A 20,798-nucleotide genomic window follows, 5' to 3' on the forward strand; every position below is an offset into this window, starting at 1 on the left:
TCCGAATGAATACTATAAAAACAGAAAATCCTGCATTAATCCTAATCGATTTTCAAAAAGCTTTTGATAATCTGGAATATTGGGGAGGACAACGAAATAATAAAGATGCTGAAAAAAAAGCAGAGAAACTCCTAAAACTTTGGAGAGAGAAAAAACTGCCTGTTTTTCATGTCAAACACTGCGCTTTGAGCCTCAAATCATTATTGAATGAAAGCAAGGAAGGAAATGAATTCAAAGAGATCGTAAAGCCATTAGAAACAGAAAGTGTAATAAAAAAGAAGGTCAATAGTGTATTTATAGGAACCAATCTTAAAGAACAACTCAATCAAGAAGGAATTACAAAACTAGTTATTGTAGGATTAACGACAGACCATTGTGTGTCTGCAACGGCAAGAATGGCAGGGAATTATGGATACGATACTTTTGTGGTGTCGGATGCTACGGCAACCTTCAATAAAACAGGTCTAAATGGACAAAACTACATCGCCGAGCTCATGCACGAAACTGCACTCGCAAGTTTAAATAATGAGTTTGCAACCATTGTTACATCAGCCGTTTTTTTCTAAACGGCTGAATTGGTTTTAAACCGTTAATTGAAATTTTTTATAGTATTCTCTTCAATCTTTGAGGATCTCATATAGACAATTTTCCTGCGCAATCATAACGATTAGGTTCTCAGGATCTCGGATTATTATAGGGACATCAGCCTTTCTAAGGCTGTTTTACCTATTTTTTATCCTTTATAAATTGTTCTAGAAAAGCCACCTGATCCTCTTTCTCCTTTACCAAGCGCTCATAAAGATCCACAATCTTATCAAGAGGATTAAAATTGAAAGTAGGGTTGTTAGTGTTATCTAAATATGAACCTTGAATTCCACTACTATTATCATTAAAAGTATTGATAAAGTTAATTGTTGACTCTTCATTCATATTCTTAATTGCATTCACAGGAACTTTTAGGGCAAGTGCTATTTTGTCCAAAACTACATCATCAATTTCTTCCTTTTGTTCTAATACAGAAAAGTTTTGTTGAGTCATTTCAAGTTCTATCGCAATAGCCTCTTGTTTCACACCGAGCATTTCACGCAAACGTCGTATGTTTCGACCATGATGATTTTTCTTGAAAGGTATAGCGTCGGTAGTCATAATATGTATCTTTTAGTTATTTATTGAACCAAAACAAAAATAGAAATAATAATTGACTAAGCTTTCCCGTAACGCTATAAATTAGCCCGTAAAATACAAATTACCACCCGATAAACACAAAATTTAAAAGTATTCTGTGGAGGGTTTAAATTTTTAAATTTGAAAAATGTTCTAAATCACATTCAATAATTAACACTAAAAGTCGTATGATTTTCTGTGATTTTGCCTTTTGTGTAAAAGTTAAAATTTTTTATAACCCAATTTATTGGAGGACTTTAAGGGTCAAAGTGTTCTGAATTATGAAGTAATTTTGAAAAAGCTATAGTGCCATAAAAAGTAAAAAAAAGACATAAAAAAAGCGGAATACTATTATGTAATAGATTCCGCTTTGTAGCGAGGACGGGAGTTGAACCCGTGACCTCAGGGTTATGAATCCTGCGCTCTAACCGACTGAGCTACCTCGCCAAGACTTCAATAAGGTTATTCCTTCATTGCGGGTGCAAATATAACACTAAATTTAAAGCACGCAAACATAAAGTGATAATTTTTTTTTATTTTTGAAAAGGCTTTTTTATGAATATAATAATCTATATATTTCCAAAAAAATATAATTGAATATGGATGTTAAAATTAAATACGAACTAGAGTTTCCTATAAATTCTTCACCACAGTTATTGTATCAATATATTTCTACACCTTCAGGAATGTCTGAATGGTTTGCTGATAATGTAAATTCTAGAGGAGAGTTTTTTACTTTCATTTGGGATGACTCGGAGGAGAAAGCAAGATTATCATCTAAAAAAACAGGAGAAAAAGTAAAATTCCGTTGGATTGACGATTCGGATCAAGATACAGAGTATTTTTTTGAATTGAGAATTCAAGTAGATGAGATTACAAAGGATGTATCACTAGTAGTATTAGATTTTGCTTACGAAGATGAAGTAGAAGAAGCAAAACAATTGTGGGAGAATCAAATTTCCGATTTAAAACATGTTATCGGTTCAGTATAGTAATTCTGTAGATTAAAACTTATATTTGCCTTGAATTTCAAGGCTTTTTTTATGATTAATTTTAATGGGAATATTATCCCACTACAAGACAGTTCTTTATTTACAAATCGTGCGTTCCTATATGGAGATGCAGTTTTTGAAACTGTAAAGGTTTTAGATGGTAAAATTCTATTTTTTGAGGATCATTATTTCAGATTGATGTCTTCAATGCGTATTATTCGTATGGAAATACCTATGAATTTTACAATGGAATATCTTGAAGAACAAGTATTAAATCTAGCCAAAGAGATGAGCGGTATGATAGATTCCTCTCGCGCAAGAATCTCCGTATATCGCAAAGAGGGTGGATATTATTTACCAACAGATAATAATGTGGAATTCAGTATTACAATAAGTCCACTGGATAAGAAAATGTATGAAATTGAACAACCTACATACGAGGTCGATTTATACAAAGATTTCTATGTTTCAAAACAATTACTCTCCACAATAAAATCAACGAATAAAATCATTAACGTTACAGGAAGCATTTTTGCCCACGAAAATGGACTGGATAATTGTTTATTGGTTAATGATGATAAGAATGTAATTGAGGCCTTACAAGGCAACCTATTCATGTTATTGGGAAATAAATTAATTACGCCGCCAGTGTCAGAAGGATGCTTGAATGGTGTAATGCGTAAACAAATTTTAGCTTTGGCTAAAAAGATTGAAACGATAGAAGTAGTAGAAGAGCCAATTTCTCCTTTTGATCTTCAAAAAGCAGATGAATTATTTATTACGAATGTAATCAAAGGAATTCAGCCTATCACAAAATATCGTAAAAAGGAATATCAAACGCAGCTGTCTAAAGATTTAGTAGTGCGATTGAATGCCTTCGTACGATTTGGATAAACCTATTTTACAGTTTATACTAGTTGAGATTTGGATCTTCTGGGGCATTAGACCACAGTAAGTATTCACCGCCTAATTCTCTAATCTTTTCTTTCCAGAAATGAATAGTGGGTTTGGCAATAATTTTGTTTTTATAACTATTTTCGGAAATAATCCAAGAATTGGATTGTAACTCATCATCCAATTGATGTGCTTCCCAACCTGTGTAACCCAGAAAAAAACGAATATTATTTTTATTTATTTTTCCTTCGTTAATTAACTCCTTCGTCGATTCAAAATCACCCCCCCAATAGATGCCATTTGAAATCTCAATACTATTTGGGATTAATTCGGGTATATTGTGGATGAAATACAGGTTATCTTGTTCTACAGGACCTCCATTATATATTTTAAAAGAAGAATTGATTTCGGGAACAAGATCATGAATCGTATATCCGAGAGGTTTATTTAAAATGAAGCCTACGGAACCATCATTATTATAATCGGCCAATAAAACTACAGATCTATTGAATGATATGTCACCAGTAAGAGAAGGCTCTGCAATAAGCAAATGACCTTTTTTGGGCTTTATTGATATCATAATTCTTACAATTTTTATTAAATTTAATTAAAAAAAAATAAAAAATCAAAAAGTTTTGAATAAAATGTACAAAAAAAGCCTCCCGTATGGAAGGCTTTAGATGTATATAGATACAAATTATTTCGTGTTTACTGAACCTTCTAATTCAGCACCAGCTTTAAATTTAACTACATTTTTAGCAGCAATTTTGATAGTTTTTCCAGTTTGTGGGTTTCTACCATCTCTAGCAGCTCTGTTAGAAACTGACCAAGATCTGAATCCTACAAGAGAAACTCTTCCACCTTTTTTCAAAGTACCTTCAACATTACCTAAAAACGACTCTAAAGCTTTTTTTGCAGCTGCTTTAGAAATACCTGCGTCTGCTGCAATAGCATCGATTAATTCTGATTTGTTCATAATAAATAATTATTAATAGTTGGTTAAACATTCTGTTACTAGTAATACAAATTTAAGCGGATTTCCCAACCGTGCAAGGGGGAAGCGAAGTTTTTGCACTATTTGTTGATAACTTCAATTATTTGTTAATAAACTTACTTGTTTTTTTGAAAATCTCAAGGATATCAGTGTTCATGCGCCTTTAGGACACAGTTGCATTTTCGGAAAAAGTAAATCCATTTAGGAATTCATTTGTGTTCACTTTTTTCTTTCCAGGAAATTGTAAGCTTACAATATTAATGTATCCATCTTTTGTTGCAATTTTTAATTCTTTTTTCGTCGAAACAATTGTTCCTACTGCTTCAATAGGTTGTTCAAGGATAATAGAAGCTTCGTATATTTTTACATTCCAGTCTTGCCCTTTATCATGGAAAAGACACCATGCCGCTGGGTAGGGGCTTAACCCACGAATTAGATTGTGGATTTCTTGTGTGCTTTTCGACCAGTCAATTTTACAATTGTCCTTATTGAGCTTATAGGCGGTTTTTATTTCTTGAGTATCTTGCTGTATCGTTGTTGTTGCATTGTTTGTACTGATTAAAGCTAAGGTTTCAACAACAGCTTCAGATCCTAATAGCATTAAGCGATCATGTAGTTCTCCCGCACTTTCATTAGGACTAATGCCTATTTCCTTAGAAAGAATCATGGCACCCGTATCAATTTTATCATCAATAAAGAAAGTCGTAACACCACTTTTTGTTTCCCCGTTGATAATTGCCCAGTTAATTGGAGCAGCTCCTCGATAATTAGGAAGTAAAGAAGCATGTAGATTGAATGTTCCTAATTTTGGCATTTTCCAAACAACTTCTGGAAGCATTCTGAAGGCTACAACGACTTGTAAGTTGGCTTCTAAGCTTTTTAGGGTAGCTAAGAAAGTTTCATCTTTAAGATTTGTAGGTTGCAATAAATTTAGATTGTGTTCTAAAGCATACTCTTTTACTGCCGAATATTTAATCTTTTGTCCTCTACCAGCAGGTTTGTCTGCAGCGGTAATTACTCCTACAACATTGTAATTGTTTTTGATTATGGTATCGAGAATGCCAACAGCAAAATCTGGAGTTCCCATAAATATAATACGTAATGATTCCATTATTTTTGAATATAATATTGATTAGTTGCATTGATTAGAATTGCATTGTGCTCTAACAATTGTTGAAGTACAAAGATAATATCAGCATCTTTATAATTAGTGTTAATTTGAATTTCTCTGGAAGTAAGTTCTTTTGTGGAAAGCAAATCCAAGATGGCTTTAGCAATTTCCATTTTACTCACCGGTTTATCTTCTTTTGCAATACAGTAAGAACAAATACCACAATCGGCTGATTCAAGTTCTCCAAAATAGGAAAGAATCAATTTGCTTTTACATTGATCTTTCGTATTGATGTAATGGAATACTGAAATTAGCTGTTCTTTCTTTAGTTTATTTTGATTCTCTAAAAATTTAGAAACCCGATTAATGGTTCTGTCATCTTCTCGCACTTCATTAAAAGTAATAAGAGCATCATTGTTTTGTTCCTGATATTCAATGATCATTTTGTTTTTCAAATCGGCTAATACTCCTTGAATCGCATTTTCAGAAGTTTTTGCTTTTTTAGCCAATAATGGAAGATTCAATGGAGTAGGCATATCATGTATTCCAGGGTAAGTACGTAATATAGCCATCATGATAGGTTCGCTGGTAGAGTTTAAACTCATATAACGAATTACTTCTTTGCTTGGGATAATAAACTGTGCCGTTATTTTTTCTGAAAATTCCTGTGATAAACTAATAATCGATTGTCGATCTAAAAACTGTAAAGCATTGTATGTTTTTAAAACATTGAATTTATATTGAGCGCAAAAATGATTCAATTTGAATGAAAACTGTTGATCCATACCTTCTCCGTAAGCTATTTGAAAGTAGTTGCAAAGTTTTATGAAAACTTCTTTTAAAAAGGTCTTATCCGGTAATACAGATAGAAACTGATTTTTTGTTTGCTCAATATCTGAAGAACTTGTTAGTAATACAGCAAAAGATTTAGCTCCATTTCTTCCTGCTCTTCCTGCTTCTTGATAATAATTTTCAATATTTTCAGGAAGGTTAATATGTATAACCGTTTTTACGTTGGGTTTGTCGATTCCCATACCAAAAGCATTTGTAGCAACAATAACTTGTACCTTTTCAGTTAACCAAGCTTGCATATTTTTATCCTTCTCTTTGGAGGAAAGTCCACCGTGGTAATAAGTAGCTTTAAATCCTAATGATTGTAGTTCACGACTAGTATCATGACAAGCTTTTCGATTGCGTACATATACAATAGAAGGTTCTGGGTTTTTCTTCAAAATTTGCTCTAAGCGATAGAGTTTATCCTCAACTTCAAATACCATATAGGCAATGTTAGGACGAGCAAAAGATTCTTTAAATAATTGTGGATTGATTAATCCAAGTTGGGTAATTATATCCTGTTGTACTGTTTGCGTAGCAGAAGCCGTAAGCGCTAAAAAAGGAATTTTAGGGAATAGACTTTTAAGGGCTATTATTTTGAGATAAGCAGGACGAAAATCATGTCCCCATTGCGAGACACAATGCGCTTCATCAATAGCAATAAGATTAATGGGTAATCCTTTGATTCGGTCTAATATCCATTCTGATTGTAAACGCTCAGGAGATAAGTATAGAAATTTATAATTGCCAAACTGACAATTATCCAATAAATCAATAATTTCATCCGATTGTATTCCACCTGTTAAAGCTATAGCTTTAATGTTTCGTTTCTGTAAGTTTTGAACTTGATCACGCATTAAAGCTATCAAAGGGGAGATAACAAGACAAATTCCTTCTTTTGCTAATGCAGGAACCTGGAAACATATTGATTTTCCTCCGCCCGTTGGCATTAATGCAAAACTATCCTGGCCATTTAAAACCGATTGGATTATGGCTTCTTGTGAAGGTCTAAAACTGTCGTATCCCCAATATTTTTGAAGAATCTGAAGGGGTTCCTGCATATTGCTTTTAAGAAATATGCCCTAAGATATAAAGAATTCTATTATCTACCGTATCTTTTGGTACTTCAATTAACTGATATCCGTAATTTTGATAGGTGTCTTTTAGATGGATATATAAAGATTGAGCTTGCTCATAATTTTCATAACGAGCATCATCACTCGTGTAAATTTCTTCCCAAGGTGGAAGAATGAAAATTTTTGTGTAAACATTTTCACGACAAGCCGTGTCAAAAAACTCAGGATAAGTATCCCCAATGTAATGCATGTAGGCCAATACATCTGGAATTCCTCGATCAAGAAAAACAATATCGCTCTCCTCATTCAAGGCATCCGCATATTGTCTTTTCCGTCCTTCTAATAACATTTCACTAAATAGTAAAGGTCTTTCTAGAAACAATTGTTCAGAACCTTTTTTTCTGGCTTCCAACGTCACTTCGCGAGAAATCTCAGGATAACAACAATATCCTTTTTCTAATAAACCGTCGATGATCGTGGTTTTGCCCGTTCCAGGACCTCCAATGATAACTATAATCTCTTTGCTCACTTTTTTGAAATAAGGCGCAAATTTACTCAAACATTTTGAAATTCGAAGCAGGAGTTTACATAAAATATCCGTAGAGGTCCAATATTCTTTTTATTTTGTCATAAAAAAGGGTTTTGGAGGCTATATTTTTCATTTAATTCATTAAAAATAACGTTCTCTTAAAAGAAGAATTGCTTTTTATGGGTAGTTTTATTACCTTGTATCCTTCGGTGTGAAAAATTCAGACGCTAACTATTATAAAAAGATTTGTATAACGTATATTTGCTGATATTTTATTACTATGGATAAGAAGACAGAAGAGTTTTATACGAGATTAAAAGAAGAGTTGAATAGCAGTAATGTATGGCCTTCGGAATATTTATTTAAGTTTATTGTACCTACTGACAAAGGTAATATTGATAAGGTTGAAAATGCTTTCAATGATATGGGAGCTGTAATTGAAACCAAACAATCAAAAACAGGTAAATATACAGGTGTTTCAATTAATGTTAGAATGGATAGTGCCGAAAGTATCATTGAAAAATACATTGAGATGTCTCAGATTGAAGGCGTAGTCTCTCTATAAAAATATATTAATCAACTCCTGATTATGCAACAAAACCCACATGATGTTATTCAATATCTTGAATACAATGCAGAAAGACCTCATTTAATTATTCCTGAATATGGTCGCCATTTGCAAAAATTAATTGATCAAGCAACAGCAATAGAAGATCGAGTAGAACGTAATAAAGCAGCAAAATATATTATTTCTGTGATGGGGAATTTAAACCCTCATTTACGTGACGTTCCTGATTTTCAACATAAGTTGTGGGATCAGATATTCATTATGTCTGATTTTAAATTAGATGTAGATTCCCCTTACCCAATACCTTCACGTGAGTTATTACAACAAAGACCAGAACGATTAAAGTACCCACAAAACTTTCCGAAATACCGTTTTTATGGAAATAACATCAAGTTTATGATTGATGTTGCCAACAAATGGGAAGATGGAGAATTGAAGAATGCTTTAGTGATTGTGATTGCAAACCACATGAAAAAATCATACCTGAGTTGGAATAAAGATACTGTGAAAGATGATGTGATATTTGAGCACCTTTTTGAACTCTCAGGTGGAAGAATCAATTTATTAAAATCTTCTGAAGAATTATCAAATTCTAGTGACTTGATGCGTACCAACAAACGTCAGTCAAATAAGATTCAAGCGGGACCACAACGAGCAAAAATTGTAAAGAGTGGTAAACCCAACAATAATAATAACAATAATAAAACTAGAAAACCTTAATTCTTCATAATCAATATGGCAACTTTTAAAATTGAAGGTGGAATTCCTTTAAAAGGCGAAATAACACCACAAGGAGCAAAAAACGAAGCATTACAAATTCTTTGTGCTGTGCTTTTAACTCCTGAAAAAGTAACAATTAGCAATATACCTGATATTATTGATGTCAATAAATTGATTGCATTGTTGAAAAATTTAGGTGTAAAAATCACTAAAGATGCTCAGAATACCTATACTTTTCAAGCAGATGAAGTAGATTTAAAATACCTAGAATCTGAAGCATTTAAAAAAGAAGGGGCTTCTTTAAGAGGTTCGATTATGATTGTTGGACCTTTATTAGCTCGTTTTGGAAGAGGGTATATACCTAAACCAGGAGGAGATAAAATCGGTAGAAGAAGATTGGATACTCATTTTGAAGGATTCATTAATCTAGGTGCAAAATTTAGATACAATAAAGAAGATCATTTTTATGGTGTAGAAGCAGACCGATTAAAAGGAGCACACATGTTATTGGATGAGGCTTCAGTAACTGGTACTGCAAATATTGTTATGGCTGCCGTATTAGCAGAGGGAATAACTTCAATTTATAATGCAGCATGTGAACCATATTTACAGCAATTGTGTAAAATGCTGAATTTAATGGGAGCAAAAATTTCTGGAGTCGGATCAAATTTATTAACGATAGAAGGTGTAGACTCATTAAAAGGATGTGACCATAGAATTTTACCAGATATGATTGAAATCGGTAGCTGGATTGGTCTGGCTGCGATGACAAAAAGTGAAATTACAATTAAAGATGTAAGTTGGGAAAACCTAGGAGTCATTCCAAATACATTTAGAAAATTAGGAATCACATTAGAGAAAAGAGGAGACGATATTTATATTCCTGCTCATACCGATGGATTTGAAATCCAAAATTATATTGATGGCTCTATTTTGACAATTGCTGATGCTCCATGGCCAGGTTTCACACCTGATTTATTGAGTATTGTGTTGGTTGTTGCTACACAAGCAAGAGGAAGTCTTTTAGTACATCAAAAAATGTTTGAAAGCCGTTTGTTCTTCGTGGATAAATTAATCGATATGGGGGCGAAAATTATTCTATGTGATCCACATCGTGCTACAGTAATTGGACATGATTACAAATCTCAATTGAAAGCAACCGTGATGTCATCTCCTGATATTAGAGCGGGTATCTCATTATTGATTGCTGCGCTTTCTGCAAAAGGAACTAGTGTTATTCAAAATATTGAGCAAATTGATAGAGGCTATGAAAGAATAGACGAGCGATTAAGAGCTATTGGAGCCCGAATTATTAGAGAATAAACAATAAACAATTATGAAAAAATCCCTAAACTTTCTGAATATGATTGTTTAGGGATTTTTTATGTTTAAATAAGAATGGATTGCAGTTTTTTACTGCTGTAAAAAAGCCTCAATAGCTAATGGATAGCTTTTCATTCCAAATCCTAATATGACACCTTTTGCAACGGGAGAAATATATGACTGATGTCTAAACTCTTCTCGAGAAAATGTATTGGATATATGTACTTCTATAACAGGTGTTGTTATGGCTTTAATGCAATCTCCAATTCCAATAGAGGTGTGTGTGTAAGCCCCAGCATTTAAAATAATTCCATCATAATCAAACCCTATTTCTTGAAGTTTATCAATAATCTCACCTTCAATATTACTTTGATAATAGGATAGATTTATAGTAGGAAACTGTTCTTGTAATAGTTGAAAATAATCTTCAAAAGTTTGATTACCGTATATTTCAGGTTCTCTTTTGCCAAGTAGATTAAGGTTTGGGCCATTAATGATAATGATGTTCATGCGTATATTTTTAGTAAAATTAAGTATTTACTTCCAGTAATAAAGTATTACTATAAAAAAAGCCGTTCAAACTGAACGGCTTTGTTATTTTTGATTTTCTATTGATTAGAATAACATATAGCCTAAACCAACTTGAAATACAGCATTTTTAACATCGGCATCTTTAGATACTTCTGTTAAACCAATCGTATAACGAGCATGCGCTCTTAAGTTTTCAGTAATGTTAAGACCAATACCACCCGCTAAAGAGAAATCAAATGATTTCTGGTCACTTAAGTTTACTTTGTCTTTATTACTTACTAAAAATGCAAATTGCGGACCTACTTCAACACTCAATCTATTCGATAAGATGTAATATTTTGCTAAGACAGGAACTGAGATATAAGCAGTTTTGTCTTCAAAATCTTTAATAGCTGTTTTTATTTTTGTACCCTGAGCTGTGTATAATAACTCTGGTTGAATTGAAAAATTTTCTGAAATTTTAAGTTCAGCTACAGCACCCACGTGGAAGTCAGTTCTGTTTTTATAATCAATTCCATCTAGACCACCTGAGTAGTTCGCAAAGTTAGCTCCGGCTTTAATACCAGCTTTAAGAAATTGTGCATTCATACTAGTAGTACCTGCAATAACCAATACGGCTAATAAAAATAATTTTTTCATAGTTAATACATTTTAATTTGATTGATATCATAGCAAATTTAAATAAAATAGCTGTTGAGAGAAATAATTTGTTAAAAATTTATTCTTATTTTAATAAATAAATGCACAATTGTTAATCTTGTCTTAAAATAATTTGCAGTCTACTTTTTTTTAAGAAATAATTAACGATTTGTTGCATCTTATAATTGTGTTTATAAAACCTATATTAAGCCGTTATTTTCTTGAAAAAGCAAGTTTAATAGGGCAGCTAATAGAAATGAAGATCAAAAAAGGTTTTCCTTTGAAGAGAATATGTTAAAGAAATCAGTTATTTATTTCACTATCTGTAATATTTATATCACAGATCGAGTATATTTTGTGTAAAATTAACGTTAAGAAAAGAATTACTAAAATTAATAGATAAGGTGTTGTATGATATGGTTTAATTGATAAATTTGCCTCATAAATTTAACATAAAATAATAATTATGAAAAAAGTTTTATTAACAGCAATCGCTGTATTTGCATTCGGATTTGCTAACGCTCAAGAGGATAACGCAGGTTTCTCTAAAAGCGATACTTTTGTAACTGGTTCAGTAGGGTTTAATTCTCAAAAAACAGGGGATTTGAAAACTAATGGATTTACATTCACTCCTAAAGTAGGATACTTCGTAACTGAAAACATTGCTGTAGGTGTTGGTTTAGGTATTACAACAAGTAAAACAGATAGACCATTTGCTGGAATTGATGAAAGAAAAACTACTGTGTTTTCTGCTGAGGTGTTTGGTAGATATTACATGAGCCCAGCATCTAAATTCTCTTTATTTGGGGAATTAGCAGTTGGTTTTGGTAATACAAAAATAAAAGATATTACTTCTACTCCACTTGGTTCTTTATCTACAGAATCTAAAAACAATGGTTTTAACGTAGGTTTCGCTCCTGGAGTTAACTACTTTATCGCTAAAAACTTTGCTTTAGAAGCTACATTTGGGGTATTAAGTTATAACAGTTCTAAGCCAGATGTTGACGGTGCTGAATCAACTAATAAATTTGATATTGGTTTAAAAATGTCAGATATTAAATTAGGATTAGTTTACAAATTCTAATCTATACTTAAAATAAAAAAAACCTCTAGTTTATAGAGGTTTTTTTATAAGTTAAAATAAAAAATTAACAAGAAAAATAATATATTTATGAAATTGAAAATTACAATAATATTTTTTTTAGTAGCCTCAATTGTTAAGGCACAAGGTTATTGTCCACCTAATGGAGTATCAACAAATCCGTTAAATCCAGTTAATACATTACAACCATCTTATTTGAATCATTTCAATTGGGCGTCTGGAAATTCATCTTATGGAATTAATTCATACTGTAATCCAAACTCATTTACTCCAAATCCTTTTGAGTCAAATCAGTCTGAATTATTATTTCTATCTCTAAATAAGGATATGAAACCTGAGGATGGATGGGAAGCAGTTGCATATAATTTAGGATATGATAATGATAATAATGCTTTACAAAGTAGACCAGAGCATACTTATTTAATGTTGTATAATAAGCATACAGGAATTTTAAGAGTTTTAGTAAAATGGTGTAGAAATACAAATTACAATGGAGCTATGTTAACCTTAAAGTTTGCGCCTGGTTTTCAAACTAATCTTTTAGATATGGCACATAATGAAAAGGCTTTGGATGTATTGCATGTGCAAAATCCATCATTTAGTACGACGTTAAAATTTTATAATGATAACAATTCATGGTCTTATGCTGATTTTAAATTGAATTATGATCCCTGTACTTGTAGTTTTAATGAACCTTCAAGGTTAGCCCTATATACAGAGTTAATCAGTAATTCGTCAATAGAGCTTACCGGTAAGATGACAGGAATGATTACATCAGTTTCTCAAGGTCAAGGTACTGCTTCATCAGAAGGGAACTTTTGGAAGACAGCGAACAATGTGAATAATAAAATGATGAAAGTGCATGGCGGAATTCAATCTTTTACTAAAGATTATGAGAAAATATATAAAAATCTTTCTGATGGTGGGGTTACTATTAATGCAATAAATTCCATTGGTAATTTTATGAAAAATAACCAATTTTTGAAAGCAGGATTAAAAGCAGTACCATATGTAAGTACAGGAGTGAAGTTTTTGAGTAGTTTACTTGGTGGAGGAGCAAGCGGAACAGGTCCGATAGAACTTGCCCCATTGAGTGTTAATCTTGATGTAAGTTTAAAAGGAACAATTGCAACTCAAGACCCAATGCATAATCAAACGATTGGATTGCCAGGCTCCCAGAAACAAAACATATTAATTGGGGTTAATGGAGGTCAACCTTTATATAATGAAGCCTTAGGGGTCTTTTCATTAATTAATACACCAGTAATGTATTATACGGAAACAGTAGTGCTAAAAGAATTTATTAATAGAGAAGAAGTAACACGTTTATTTGATGTAAGTAAATATTATGAATATAAGAATAAATTTAATTTTGTTAATAGAAATTATAAATTATCGGGTGAGACTTTGAAGTATGCAATTAATCCAGCTAGTGGATTAGTCTTAGAAGATGCAGAAGTTATGTTAGTAGTTGAATATGAGAAGCCTGGTTTGCAATATGCGAAGGATCTTCCAGTGCCAGCAACCATAATTATTGATACTAATGTAGATAATGGACTACCTATTATAGGTACAGATATGGGGCCAGCAGTTGATATACAAAATAATAGATTTCAAAATGTATATAAGCCTATTGGGTCAAATAATTATAAAAATGATTATTCTTTTTCATATTTATATTACATAGAAGGAAGCTATTTTAACGAGGAGAAAGAATTAAAGTATGATCCCAATGCCCATTATATGGGGCCACAATTTAGTTGTATGAATAGGTGTAGTTGGACTCCTAGTGGTTATGTGATCCCTTTTGCATACGAGCAATCACAGCCAGTTTATCAGGATGTTTATTTTTTAAAAAAGAATCATTTTTCAAGTAAATCACTAGGGTCTAAATTCCCATCTTTATTGACACCATTACCAGAATTTTTAGCGCCAAGAGTAAAAGGATTTAAGTTAAAATTAGTTTTGAATTTAAAGAGAACTGACAATCCTAATGCGCAGAACATACTGTATGTTGTAACGTATCCAGTAGATTTAAAACCAGCTCCAGCTGGATATAATATGAGTGGGTCAGACTATATAGCCGATGCACAAAATTATGCTGCTCAAGTAGGTTTCAACCCTGCAACACCAGGTAATAAATTTTTACCTGTAACAACAGAAGAACTAACTACATTTTGTACAAGTAATACGTATAGAAATAATAGAATTTCTAATACAGGAAGAATAAAGAATGTAGATAATATTTTGTTTAAACAAGATGGGTTAAAAGTAGGAGATAAGCCTATTTTATATCCTGTTCCTGCTAAAGAGAGTTTGCATGTTATACTGAATAATTGTGAAATAATTTCGATTATTGATTTTCAAGGGAAGTTAGTGTCAAATGATTTGAATACAAATCAGAAAGAGAAGGATGGGGAAGAGTTGGTCTTGGATATATCTAGATATGCTAAAGGAATTTACTTGCTGACTTATAGAGATACATCGAATCAAATAAGAAGTATGAAATTTACTATTGAGTAAATAATCAATACGGTTTTATATAAAATAAAAAGACCCGCCAATGGCGGGTCTTTTTTAATAAATAGATTCTGTTATTGATTAGAACATAAATCCTAAACCAACTTGGAATACTGAGTTTTTAGCACTGTCATTTTTGAACGTGTCAGTTAAACCATAAGTATAACGACCTGTAGCAAATAGACCCATATCAGTTTTGAAGGTTAAACCACCTGCAACACCAACTTCGAAATCTTTTGCACTGTTTGTTTCAACTTGTGCATCAGCTCCTTTAAGATCGATTTTCTCGTTCACTTTGAAACCCATTTGAGGTCCTACCTCAAAACTTAAACCTTTTACGACATACAATTTAGCTAATACTGGTACAGTAATATAGTCTAATTTGTATTCAGATTTACCTAATAGTGCATCGTTAGATTTGAAACCCTGTGTAGAATATAATACCTCTGGTTGAATAGAGAAAATATTATCTGCAATTGGAATTTCAGCTACAAGACCTGCATGGAAACCTGTTTTGTAATCAGGACTTTCATTAAAACTTCCTCCAGTTACAGTAGAGAAATTCGCTCCAGCCTTAACCCCAAAACTTGTAGAGTTGAAAATACCTACTTTACTCTTTGGTGTTTCTTGAGCGTGAGATACTGTTACAGCTGAAAGTAATAATGCACTTACGGTGAAAATTTTTAATAGTTTCATAATTAAAATGTTTTTTTGTTTATTTGCTATACATGGACACAAAGCGTGCCAATTTGTACTACTTTTATTGCTTTTTAGAAAATTTTAACATAAAATGGGTGGTTGGAAAAGCTATATAAAAAGCTATCAGTCTTATTTAAAGATAGAAAGAGGATTATCACAGAATTCTGTAGATAATTATATTTATGATGTGGAAAAGCTGTGTCAGTTCTTAGAAGAGAATATTATTGACATAAGTCCGGTTTTAATAAAAGATGACATAGTACTACAATTTGTATATCATATCGCAAAAGATATGAATGCACGTTCCCAAGCCCGTATTATTTCAGGTTTGAAAAGCTTTTTTAATTATATGATATTTGAAGATTATCGAAAAGATAATCCACTTGAATTAGTTGAAATCCCAAGAATAGGCAGGAAATTACCCGATACGCTTTCTATTGTAGAAATAGATCAGCTTATTGATGCAATTGATTTGAGTTTAGCAGAAGGGGAACGAAATAGAGCAATGCTAGAAACCTTATATGGTTGTGGTGTTCGAGTTTCAGAATTGATTGAATTAAAAATTTCAGATCTATTTTTTGAAGAAGGTTTTGTAAAAGTTACAGGAAAAGGAAATAAACAACGATTTGTTCCTATTGGGGAAACTACGCAACGATATATTAATATATATCGAAATGAAGTTCGAGTGCATCAAGTGATCCAAAAAGGATTTGAAGACACCTTATTTCTAAATAGAAGAGGAAAGCAGCTTACCCGAGCTATGATTTTTACTTTAGTGAAAAATCTAGCAGTTAAAATTAATTTGAATAAGACGATCAGTCCACATACCTTCAGGCATTCGTTTGCTACCCACTTATTAGAAAATGGAGCAGACCTAAGATCCATTCAATTAATGCTGGGACATGAATCAATTACCACTACAGAAATCTATATGCATGTCGATAGAACGCACCTATCTAAGGTGATAGACGCATTTCATCCAAGAAAATAACCGTTAATCGAAATCTCGATCTATTTCAAAGCTTTTGCATTTGTGTGGATTACCTTTGCCTTTAAATTAATAATAACCACAATGCTTGAAGGGAGTAATTCGAATTTATCAAATAATGAAGAATTGAATCATTTTTATGAAAAGTTGTTAAATGAAGTCCCAGATTTTATTTTTCAATTAAAAATTGCTGAGGACGGCTCATTTTCTTTTCTTTTTATTAGCCAGTCTATTAAAGAGGTATATGAATTTGATGTGGATGAAGTGCATAAAGATGCATCGTTAGTTTTAGAACAAAGAATACTAAAAGAAGATTATAGTGCATTTATCGTTTCTATATTAAAATCTAAGGTAGAGTTAAAGCCTTGGACAAATGAATTTAGAGCTTTATTGCCTACTAAAGGATTACGTTGGTTTAAAGGTAACGCGAAGCCAGAAAAAAAATCGGATGGCTCAGTAATCTTTTACGGAAGAATTACAGATGTTACCGAGATGAAGGAACAGGAATTAAAACTCAAATTATCTGAAGAACGATTTCAGTTTGCATTAGATGCAACATCGGAGGGGATTTGGGATTGGGATATAAAAGCAAAAACCGTTTTTTATTCTGCTCAATCCATGAAAATCCTTGATTTTGAATATGATGATGTTATTGATACATTGGAAAAATGGGACGATTTAATACATCCAGATGATAAGTTAGGATATCTTAGAGATATACAACAACACTTGGATAATAAAACACCTTTTTATCAAAATGTTCAGAGAGTATTGAACAAGAATGGTCAATACAAATGGATTTTGAGTAAAGGCAAAGTTATGGAATACGATGAAGAGGGAAACCCAAGTCGTGTAATTGGTACGCATCAGGATATTACGGCTCAGAAGGAGAAAGAAGATGAAATGATGATAACCTTGAATATTGTGAGTGAGCAGAATAGTAGATTATTGAATTTTGCCCATATAGTATCCCATAATTTACGATCTCATGCGGGTAATTTTAGAATGCTACTCGACTTGATAGAAACTGCAGAAAGTAATCAGGAAAAAGAAGAAACCCTTGTGCATTTAAGAACAATTTCAAATGAATTATCTGAAACGATAGAGCACTTGAAAGAACTGGTTAGTATTCATTCGGATTTAAAATCAGTAAAAGAGAAATTAAATTTACATCAATACCTGCATAAGGTACTGAATATCTTAGGGGAGGAATTAAATAAACATGGTGTTTTGATTTCAAATGAAATACCAGAGAACACGATTATAAATTATAATCCTGCTTATTTGGAAAGTATTTTGTTGAATTTCACTACAAATGCAATTAAATATTCTCACCCGGACAGAATCCCAAAAATTATTTATCGATTCAATAAAGAAACATTTTGTTTAGAAATTATTGATAATGGTTTAGGTATTGACCTAGAAAAACATAGCGAAACAATTTTTGGTATGTATAAGACGTTTCATAAGCATCCAAACTCTAGAGGAATTGGATTGTTTATTACAAAAAATCAAATTGAGTCCATGGGTGGACGAGTAGAAGTATTAAGTAAAGTAGGGGAAGGAACTACCTTTAAAATTTATTTTGATGAAGAAGTTTAATGATGTCTTTGTGGTTGATGATGATAAAATTTATCATTACATTTTGAAAAAGTTATTGCATAAGAATAATATAGAAGTTAATTCTTATTTTTTCGAAAATGGACTAGATGCTTTGGAGAAATTAAAAGAAAGTAATCAAAATCAAAGCTTGCCAGATTTGATTTTGCTAGACATAAATATGCCTATTATGAATGGGTGGCAATTTTTGACCGAGTTTCAGAAAATTAAAAAGGCATTACATAAGGAAACAATAATATATCTTGTGAGTTCTTCTAATAATGTATTAGATATGAATAAAGCAAAAGAGTTTCCAGATGAGGTGAAAGATTATTTTCTAAAGCCAGTTTCTCTTGAAGATTTATCTAAAATCTTTTTGAACTAAAATAAAAAAAAGCTTCCATGAAAATGGAAGCTTTTTTTGTATATGATATGTTTCGCTGTATATTATTTGGCAATATTTACAGCTCTTGTTTCTCTGATTACAGTTACTTTTACTTGTCCTGGGTAAGTCATTTCAGTTTGAATCTTTTGAGAGATGTCAAATGATAAGCTTGCTGCTAATTCATCACTTACTTTTTCGCTTTCTACAATTACACGTAATTCTCTACCTGCTTGAATAGCATAAGCATTTTTAACACCTGTGAATCCAAATGCGATTTCTTCAAGGTCTTTCAAACGTTGGATATAAGAATCCAATACTTGCCTTCTTGCTCCTGGTCTTGCTCCAGAAATAGCATCACATACTTGAACAATAGGAGAAAGTAATGATTTCATTTCAATTTCATCGTGGTGTGCTCCAATAGCATTACAAACTTCTTCTTTCTCACCATATTTTTCTGCCCATTGCATTCCTAGGATAGCGTGTGGTAGATCACTTTCAGTATCTGGTACTTTACCAATATCATGTAATAAACCAGCTCTTTTCGCTAATTTAACGTTTAGTCCTAATTCAGCAGCCATAATACCACAAAGCTTAGCAACCTCTCTAGAGTGTTGTAATAAGTTTTGTCCGTAAGATGAACGGTATTTCATTCTACCTACAACTTTGATTAATTCTGGGTGTAAACCGTGAATACCTAAGTCGATTACTGTACGTTTACCAACTTCAATGATTTCATCATCAATTTGTTTAGCTGTTTTTGCTACAACTTCTTCAATTCTTGCAGGGTGAATACGACCATCAGTAACTAATTTGTGTAATGCAAGTCTTGCAATTTCTCTTCTTACAGGGTCAAAACAAGATAAGATAATAGCTTCTGGGGTATCATCAACAATGATTTCAACTCCTGTTGCAGCTTCAATAGCTCTAATGTTTCTACCTTCTCTACCAATGATTCTTCCTTTTACATCGTCAGATTCAATATTGAATACTGATACACAGTTTTCAACAGCTTCTTCCGTACCAACACGTTGGATTGTGTTAATGATGATTTTTTTAGCTTCTTGTTGCGCTGTTAACTTAGCCTCTTCAAGAGTATCTTGAATATAAGACATAGCATTACTCTTCGCTTCAGCTTTAAGGCTATCCACTAATTGATTTTTTGCTTCATCTGCAGATAAACCAGAGATAACTTCTAATTGCTCTACTTGACTTTTATGTAGCTTTTCAATTTCAACGGTTTTTTTCTCTAATACTTCTAAACGTGTATTATAGTCCGTGATTTTAGTTTCAACTTCGTCATTTATCTTTTTAGCTTTTGCTAATTCACTCGAAATTTGTGATTCTTTATCACGTGTTCTTTTTTCTGCTTCAGCAATTTTTTTATCTCTTGAAAGTATTACTTGTTCGTGTTCAGATTTTAATTCAATGAACTTTTCTTTAGCTTGTAGTATTTTATCTTTTTTTGCTGTTTCAGCTTCTGATTTTGCGTCTTTTAAAATTGATGCGGCTTCTTTTTTAGCGTTTTTTATTAAATTAGAAACATTGCTTTTTTCAATGATTTTTGCAATTATAAAACCGATGAGTATCCCCGCGATACTAGCAATAATTATTATTAATGTACTGTCCATGTTTGTTTGAGTTTATATATAAAAAAGCCTACATTAGAGATATTGTATAAACTCGTAAAGACAAGTTTTGAGCTAACTCACTTTATCAAGTTTCTGCTCGAGGCAGCATGCTTTAGAAGCGAAGATTCACTCACTTTAATTTGTTAGTGTTGAGTTTACCAAAAATGAACTAATGTAGGCAGTGTTTTAGTCTATGTAAAGAACGTTTTATTTATTGAGATATTGAACTAATAGATCATTAATTTTTTTAAGCCGATCAGTCGTTTCTTGACTAATGGTCGAATTATCAATCTGTTTCTGTTCTAATTGTGAGGCGAACTGTAAGGCACACATTGCCAATACATCCTGCTTGTCACGTACAGCATAATTTTCTTCAAATTGCTTAATCATAATATCTATTTTCTTTGAAGCGCTACGTAGCCCTTCTTCCTGAGAAAAATCCACGTTTAGTGGGTAAACTCTGTCTGCAATCGATATTTTTATTTTAAGCTTATCATCCATA

22 protein-coding genes and 1 tRNA gene are annotated in these 20,798 nt (G+C 32.2%); 11 read left to right on the forward strand and 12 right to left on the reverse strand.

Features of this window, described 5'->3' with window-relative positions:
• Positions 1-5 precede the first annotated feature (5 nt).
• On the forward strand, positions 6-566 hold the full coding sequence (locus P6733_RS15590; protein ID WP_306353862.1) for a cysteine hydrolase family protein: 561 nt from the start codon (positions 6-8) through the stop codon (positions 564-566).
• Between the two features lie 160 nt (positions 567-726).
• On the opposite strand, the gene P6733_RS15595 is transcribed toward P6733_RS15590, so the two are convergent.
• A complete protein-coding gene (locus tag P6733_RS15595; protein WP_306353863.1) occupies positions 727-1,146 on the reverse strand; it encodes a helix-turn-helix domain-containing protein in 420 nt (139 codons plus the stop codon).
• A gap of 391 nt (positions 1,147-1,537) precedes the next feature.
• Positions 1,538-1,611 (reverse strand) — tRNA-Met (locus P6733_RS15600).
• A 152-nt stretch (positions 1,612-1,763) separates the two neighbouring features.
• On the opposite strand from P6733_RS15600, the gene P6733_RS15605 reads away from it, so the two are divergent.
• Positions 1,764-2,156: an START-like domain-containing protein gene (locus P6733_RS15605; RefSeq protein ID WP_306353864.1), complete on the forward strand. Its 393-nt coding sequence runs from the start codon at positions 1,764-1,766 to the stop codon at positions 2,154-2,156.
• Between the two features lie 51 nt (positions 2,157-2,207).
• The gene (locus P6733_RS15610) at positions 2,208-3,050 is read left to right on the forward strand and encodes an aminotransferase class IV (protein ID WP_306353865.1); all 843 of its coding nucleotides are present in this window, start codon (positions 2,208-2,210) and stop codon (positions 3,048-3,050) included.
• Between the two features lie 19 nt (positions 3,051-3,069).
• Here P6733_RS15610 and P6733_RS15615 read toward each other — a convergent pair whose 3' ends face one another.
• The 5 genes from P6733_RS15615 to P6733_RS15635 all read right to left on the reverse strand — a co-directional run bounded on the left by P6733_RS15615 (position 3,070) and on the right by P6733_RS15635 (position 7,624).
• The gene (locus P6733_RS15615) at positions 3,070-3,630 is read right to left on the reverse strand and encodes a YqgE/AlgH family protein (RefSeq protein WP_306353866.1); all 561 of its coding nucleotides are present in this window, start codon (positions 3,628-3,630) and stop codon (positions 3,070-3,072) included.
• Between the two features lie 117 nt (positions 3,631-3,747).
• Positions 3,748-4,026 (reverse strand): HU family DNA-binding protein, encoded by a 279-nt coding sequence (locus P6733_RS15620; RefSeq protein WP_306353867.1) that lies wholly within the window; start codon positions 4,024-4,026, stop codon positions 3,748-3,750.
• A 181-nt stretch (positions 4,027-4,207) separates the two neighbouring features.
• Positions 4,208-5,155, reverse strand: a complete 948-nt coding sequence (gene fmt / locus P6733_RS15625) for a methionyl-tRNA formyltransferase (RefSeq protein ID WP_306353868.1) — start codon at positions 5,153-5,155, stop codon at positions 4,208-4,210.
• Positions 5,155-7,050 (reverse strand): RecQ family ATP-dependent DNA helicase, encoded by a 1,896-nt coding sequence (locus P6733_RS15630; protein WP_306353869.1) that lies wholly within the window; start codon positions 7,048-7,050, stop codon positions 5,155-5,157. The genes fmt and P6733_RS15630 overlap by 1 nt, the downstream gene beginning before the upstream one ends.
• 7 nt (positions 7,051-7,057) lie before the next feature.
• Entirely contained in the window at positions 7,058-7,624 is a 567-nt protein-coding gene (locus P6733_RS15635; RefSeq protein WP_372339307.1) for an AAA family ATPase, read from the reverse strand.
• 250 nt (positions 7,625-7,874) lie between these two features.
• Here P6733_RS15635 and P6733_RS15640 point away from each other — a divergent pair, with 250 nt between their 5' ends.
• The 3 genes from P6733_RS15640 to murA are packed head-to-tail and all read left to right on the forward strand — an operon-like array spanning position 7,875 to position 10,205.
• Positions 7,875-8,159: a DUF493 family protein gene (locus tag P6733_RS15640; RefSeq protein ID WP_306353870.1), complete on the forward strand. Its 285-nt coding sequence runs from the start codon at positions 7,875-7,877 to the stop codon at positions 8,157-8,159.
• A 24-nt stretch (positions 8,160-8,183) separates the two neighbouring features.
• Positions 8,184-8,882: a DUF4290 domain-containing protein gene (locus P6733_RS15645; RefSeq protein WP_306353871.1), complete on the forward strand. Its 699-nt coding sequence runs from the start codon at positions 8,184-8,186 to the stop codon at positions 8,880-8,882.
• A 15-nt stretch (positions 8,883-8,897) separates the two neighbouring features.
• Positions 8,898-10,205, forward strand: coding sequence for a UDP-N-acetylglucosamine 1-carboxyvinyltransferase (gene murA, locus P6733_RS15650; protein ID WP_306353872.1), 1,308 nt, complete (start codon positions 8,898-8,900; stop codon positions 10,203-10,205).
• Between the two features lie 90 nt (positions 10,206-10,295).
• Here the strand turns inward: murA and aroQ are convergent, their stop codons facing one another.
• Together aroQ and P6733_RS15660 are read right to left on the reverse strand one after the other, a co-directional pair.
• On the reverse strand, positions 10,296-10,715 hold the full coding sequence (gene aroQ / locus P6733_RS15655) for a type II 3-dehydroquinate dehydratase (protein ID WP_306353873.1): 420 nt from the start codon (positions 10,713-10,715) through the stop codon (positions 10,296-10,298).
• Between the two features lie 105 nt (positions 10,716-10,820).
• The gene (locus tag P6733_RS15660; protein WP_306353874.1) at positions 10,821-11,375 is read right to left on the reverse strand and encodes a porin family protein; all 555 of its coding nucleotides are present in this window, start codon (positions 11,373-11,375) and stop codon (positions 10,821-10,823) included.
• 466 nt (positions 11,376-11,841) lie between these two features.
• Between P6733_RS15660 and P6733_RS15665 the strand changes: the two genes are divergently transcribed.
• Positions 11,842-12,459, forward strand: a complete 618-nt coding sequence (locus P6733_RS15665) for an outer membrane beta-barrel protein (protein ID WP_306353875.1) — start codon at positions 11,842-11,844, stop codon at positions 12,457-12,459.
• Between the two features lie 87 nt (positions 12,460-12,546).
• Positions 12,547-15,000 (forward strand): T9SS type A sorting domain-containing protein, encoded by a 2,454-nt coding sequence (locus P6733_RS15670; protein WP_306353876.1) that lies wholly within the window; start codon positions 12,547-12,549, stop codon positions 14,998-15,000.
• Positions 15,001-15,078: 78 nt separating this feature from the next.
• Here the strand turns inward: P6733_RS15670 and P6733_RS15675 are convergent, their stop codons facing one another.
• The gene (locus P6733_RS15675; RefSeq protein WP_306353877.1) at positions 15,079-15,693 is read right to left on the reverse strand and encodes a porin family protein; all 615 of its coding nucleotides are present in this window, start codon (positions 15,691-15,693) and stop codon (positions 15,079-15,081) included.
• A 94-nt stretch (positions 15,694-15,787) separates the two neighbouring features.
• Here P6733_RS15675 and xerD point away from each other — a divergent pair, with 94 nt between their 5' ends.
• The 3 genes from xerD (at position 15,788) to P6733_RS15690 (ending at position 18,668) form a co-directional block, all read left to right on the forward strand.
• Positions 15,788-16,687, forward strand: coding sequence for a site-specific tyrosine recombinase XerD (xerD, locus tag P6733_RS15680; protein ID WP_306353878.1), 900 nt, complete (start codon positions 15,788-15,790; stop codon positions 16,685-16,687).
• Between the two features lie 81 nt (positions 16,688-16,768).
• The gene (locus tag P6733_RS15685; protein ID WP_306353879.1) at positions 16,769-18,286 is read left to right on the forward strand and encodes a PAS domain-containing protein; all 1,518 of its coding nucleotides are present in this window, start codon (positions 16,769-16,771) and stop codon (positions 18,284-18,286) included.
• Positions 18,273-18,668: a response regulator gene (locus tag P6733_RS15690; RefSeq protein ID WP_306353880.1), complete on the forward strand. Its 396-nt coding sequence runs from the start codon at positions 18,273-18,275 to the stop codon at positions 18,666-18,668. The genes P6733_RS15685 and P6733_RS15690 overlap by 14 nt, the downstream gene beginning before the upstream one ends.
• Positions 18,669-18,730: 62 nt before the next feature.
• On the opposite strand, the gene rny is transcribed toward P6733_RS15690, so the two are convergent.
• Both rny and P6733_RS15700 read right to left on the reverse strand, forming a co-directional pair.
• Complete coding sequence (gene rny / locus P6733_RS15695) at positions 18,731-20,296, reverse strand: ribonuclease Y (protein WP_306353881.1); 1,566 nt, start codon at positions 20,294-20,296, stop codon at positions 18,731-18,733.
• Between the two features lie 207 nt (positions 20,297-20,503).
• Positions 20,504-20,797: a cell division protein ZapA gene (locus tag P6733_RS15700; protein WP_306353882.1), complete on the reverse strand. Its 294-nt coding sequence runs from the start codon at positions 20,795-20,797 to the stop codon at positions 20,504-20,506.
• Position 20,798 lies beyond the last annotated feature (1 nt).

The sequence above is a fragment of the Flavobacterium aerium genome, from assembly GCF_030766725.1.
Lineage (GTDB): Bacteria > Bacteroidota > Bacteroidia > Flavobacteriales > Flavobacteriaceae > Flavobacterium > Flavobacterium aerium.

What these genes read in the sequence shown, in the direction of transcription:
- P6733_RS15590 (WP_306353862.1), top strand. Translation starts at nt 6, where the DNA reads ATGAATACTATAAAAACAGAAAATCCTGCATTAATCCTAATCGATTTT.
- P6733_RS15595 (WP_306353863.1), bottom strand. Translation starts at nt 1,146, where the DNA reads ATGACTACCGACGCTATACCTTTCAAGAAAAATCATCATGGTCGAAAC.
- P6733_RS15605 (WP_306353864.1), top strand. Translation starts at nt 1,764, where the DNA reads ATGGATGTTAAAATTAAATACGAACTAGAGTTTCCTATAAATTCTTCA.
- P6733_RS15610 (WP_306353865.1), top strand. Translation starts at nt 2,208, where the DNA reads ATGATTAATTTTAATGGGAATATTATCCCACTACAAGACAGTTCTTTA.
- P6733_RS15615 (WP_306353866.1), bottom strand. Translation starts at nt 3,630, where the DNA reads ATGATATCAATAAAGCCCAAAAAAGGTCATTTGCTTATTGCAGAGCCT.
- P6733_RS15620 (WP_306353867.1), bottom strand. Translation starts at nt 4,026, where the DNA reads ATGAACAAATCAGAATTAATCGATGCTATTGCAGCAGACGCAGGTATT.
- fmt (WP_306353868.1), bottom strand. Translation starts at nt 5,155, where the DNA reads ATGGAATCATTACGTATTATATTTATGGGAACTCCAGATTTTGCTGTT.
- P6733_RS15630 (WP_306353869.1), bottom strand. Translation starts at nt 7,050, where the DNA reads ATGCAGGAACCCCTTCAGATTCTTCAAAAATATTGGGGATACGACAGT.
- P6733_RS15640 (WP_306353870.1), top strand. Translation starts at nt 7,875, where the DNA reads ATGGATAAGAAGACAGAAGAGTTTTATACGAGATTAAAAGAAGAGTTG.
- P6733_RS15645 (WP_306353871.1), top strand. Translation starts at nt 8,184, where the DNA reads ATGCAACAAAACCCACATGATGTTATTCAATATCTTGAATACAATGCA.
- murA (WP_306353872.1), top strand. Translation starts at nt 8,898, where the DNA reads ATGGCAACTTTTAAAATTGAAGGTGGAATTCCTTTAAAAGGCGAAATA.
- aroQ (WP_306353873.1), bottom strand. Translation starts at nt 10,715, where the DNA reads ATGAACATCATTATCATTAATGGCCCAAACCTTAATCTACTTGGCAAA.
- P6733_RS15660 (WP_306353874.1), bottom strand. Translation starts at nt 11,375, where the DNA reads ATGAAAAAATTATTTTTATTAGCCGTATTGGTTATTGCAGGTACTACT.
- P6733_RS15665 (WP_306353875.1), top strand. Translation starts at nt 11,842, where the DNA reads ATGAAAAAAGTTTTATTAACAGCAATCGCTGTATTTGCATTCGGATTT.
- P6733_RS15670 (WP_306353876.1), top strand. Translation starts at nt 12,547, where the DNA reads ATGAAATTGAAAATTACAATAATATTTTTTTTAGTAGCCTCAATTGTT.
- P6733_RS15675 (WP_306353877.1), bottom strand. Translation starts at nt 15,693, where the DNA reads ATGAAACTATTAAAAATTTTCACCGTAAGTGCATTATTACTTTCAGCT.
- xerD (WP_306353878.1), top strand. Translation starts at nt 15,788, where the DNA reads ATGGGTGGTTGGAAAAGCTATATAAAAAGCTATCAGTCTTATTTAAAG.
- P6733_RS15685 (WP_306353879.1), top strand. Translation starts at nt 16,769, where the DNA reads ATGCTTGAAGGGAGTAATTCGAATTTATCAAATAATGAAGAATTGAAT.
- P6733_RS15690 (WP_306353880.1), top strand. Translation starts at nt 18,273, where the DNA reads ATGAAGAAGTTTAATGATGTCTTTGTGGTTGATGATGATAAAATTTAT.
- rny (WP_306353881.1), bottom strand. Translation starts at nt 20,296, where the DNA reads ATGGACAGTACATTAATAATAATTATTGCTAGTATCGCGGGGATACTC.
- P6733_RS15700 (WP_306353882.1), bottom strand. Translation starts at nt 20,797, where the DNA reads ATGGATGATAAGCTTAAAATAAAAATATCGATTGCAGACAGAGTTTAC.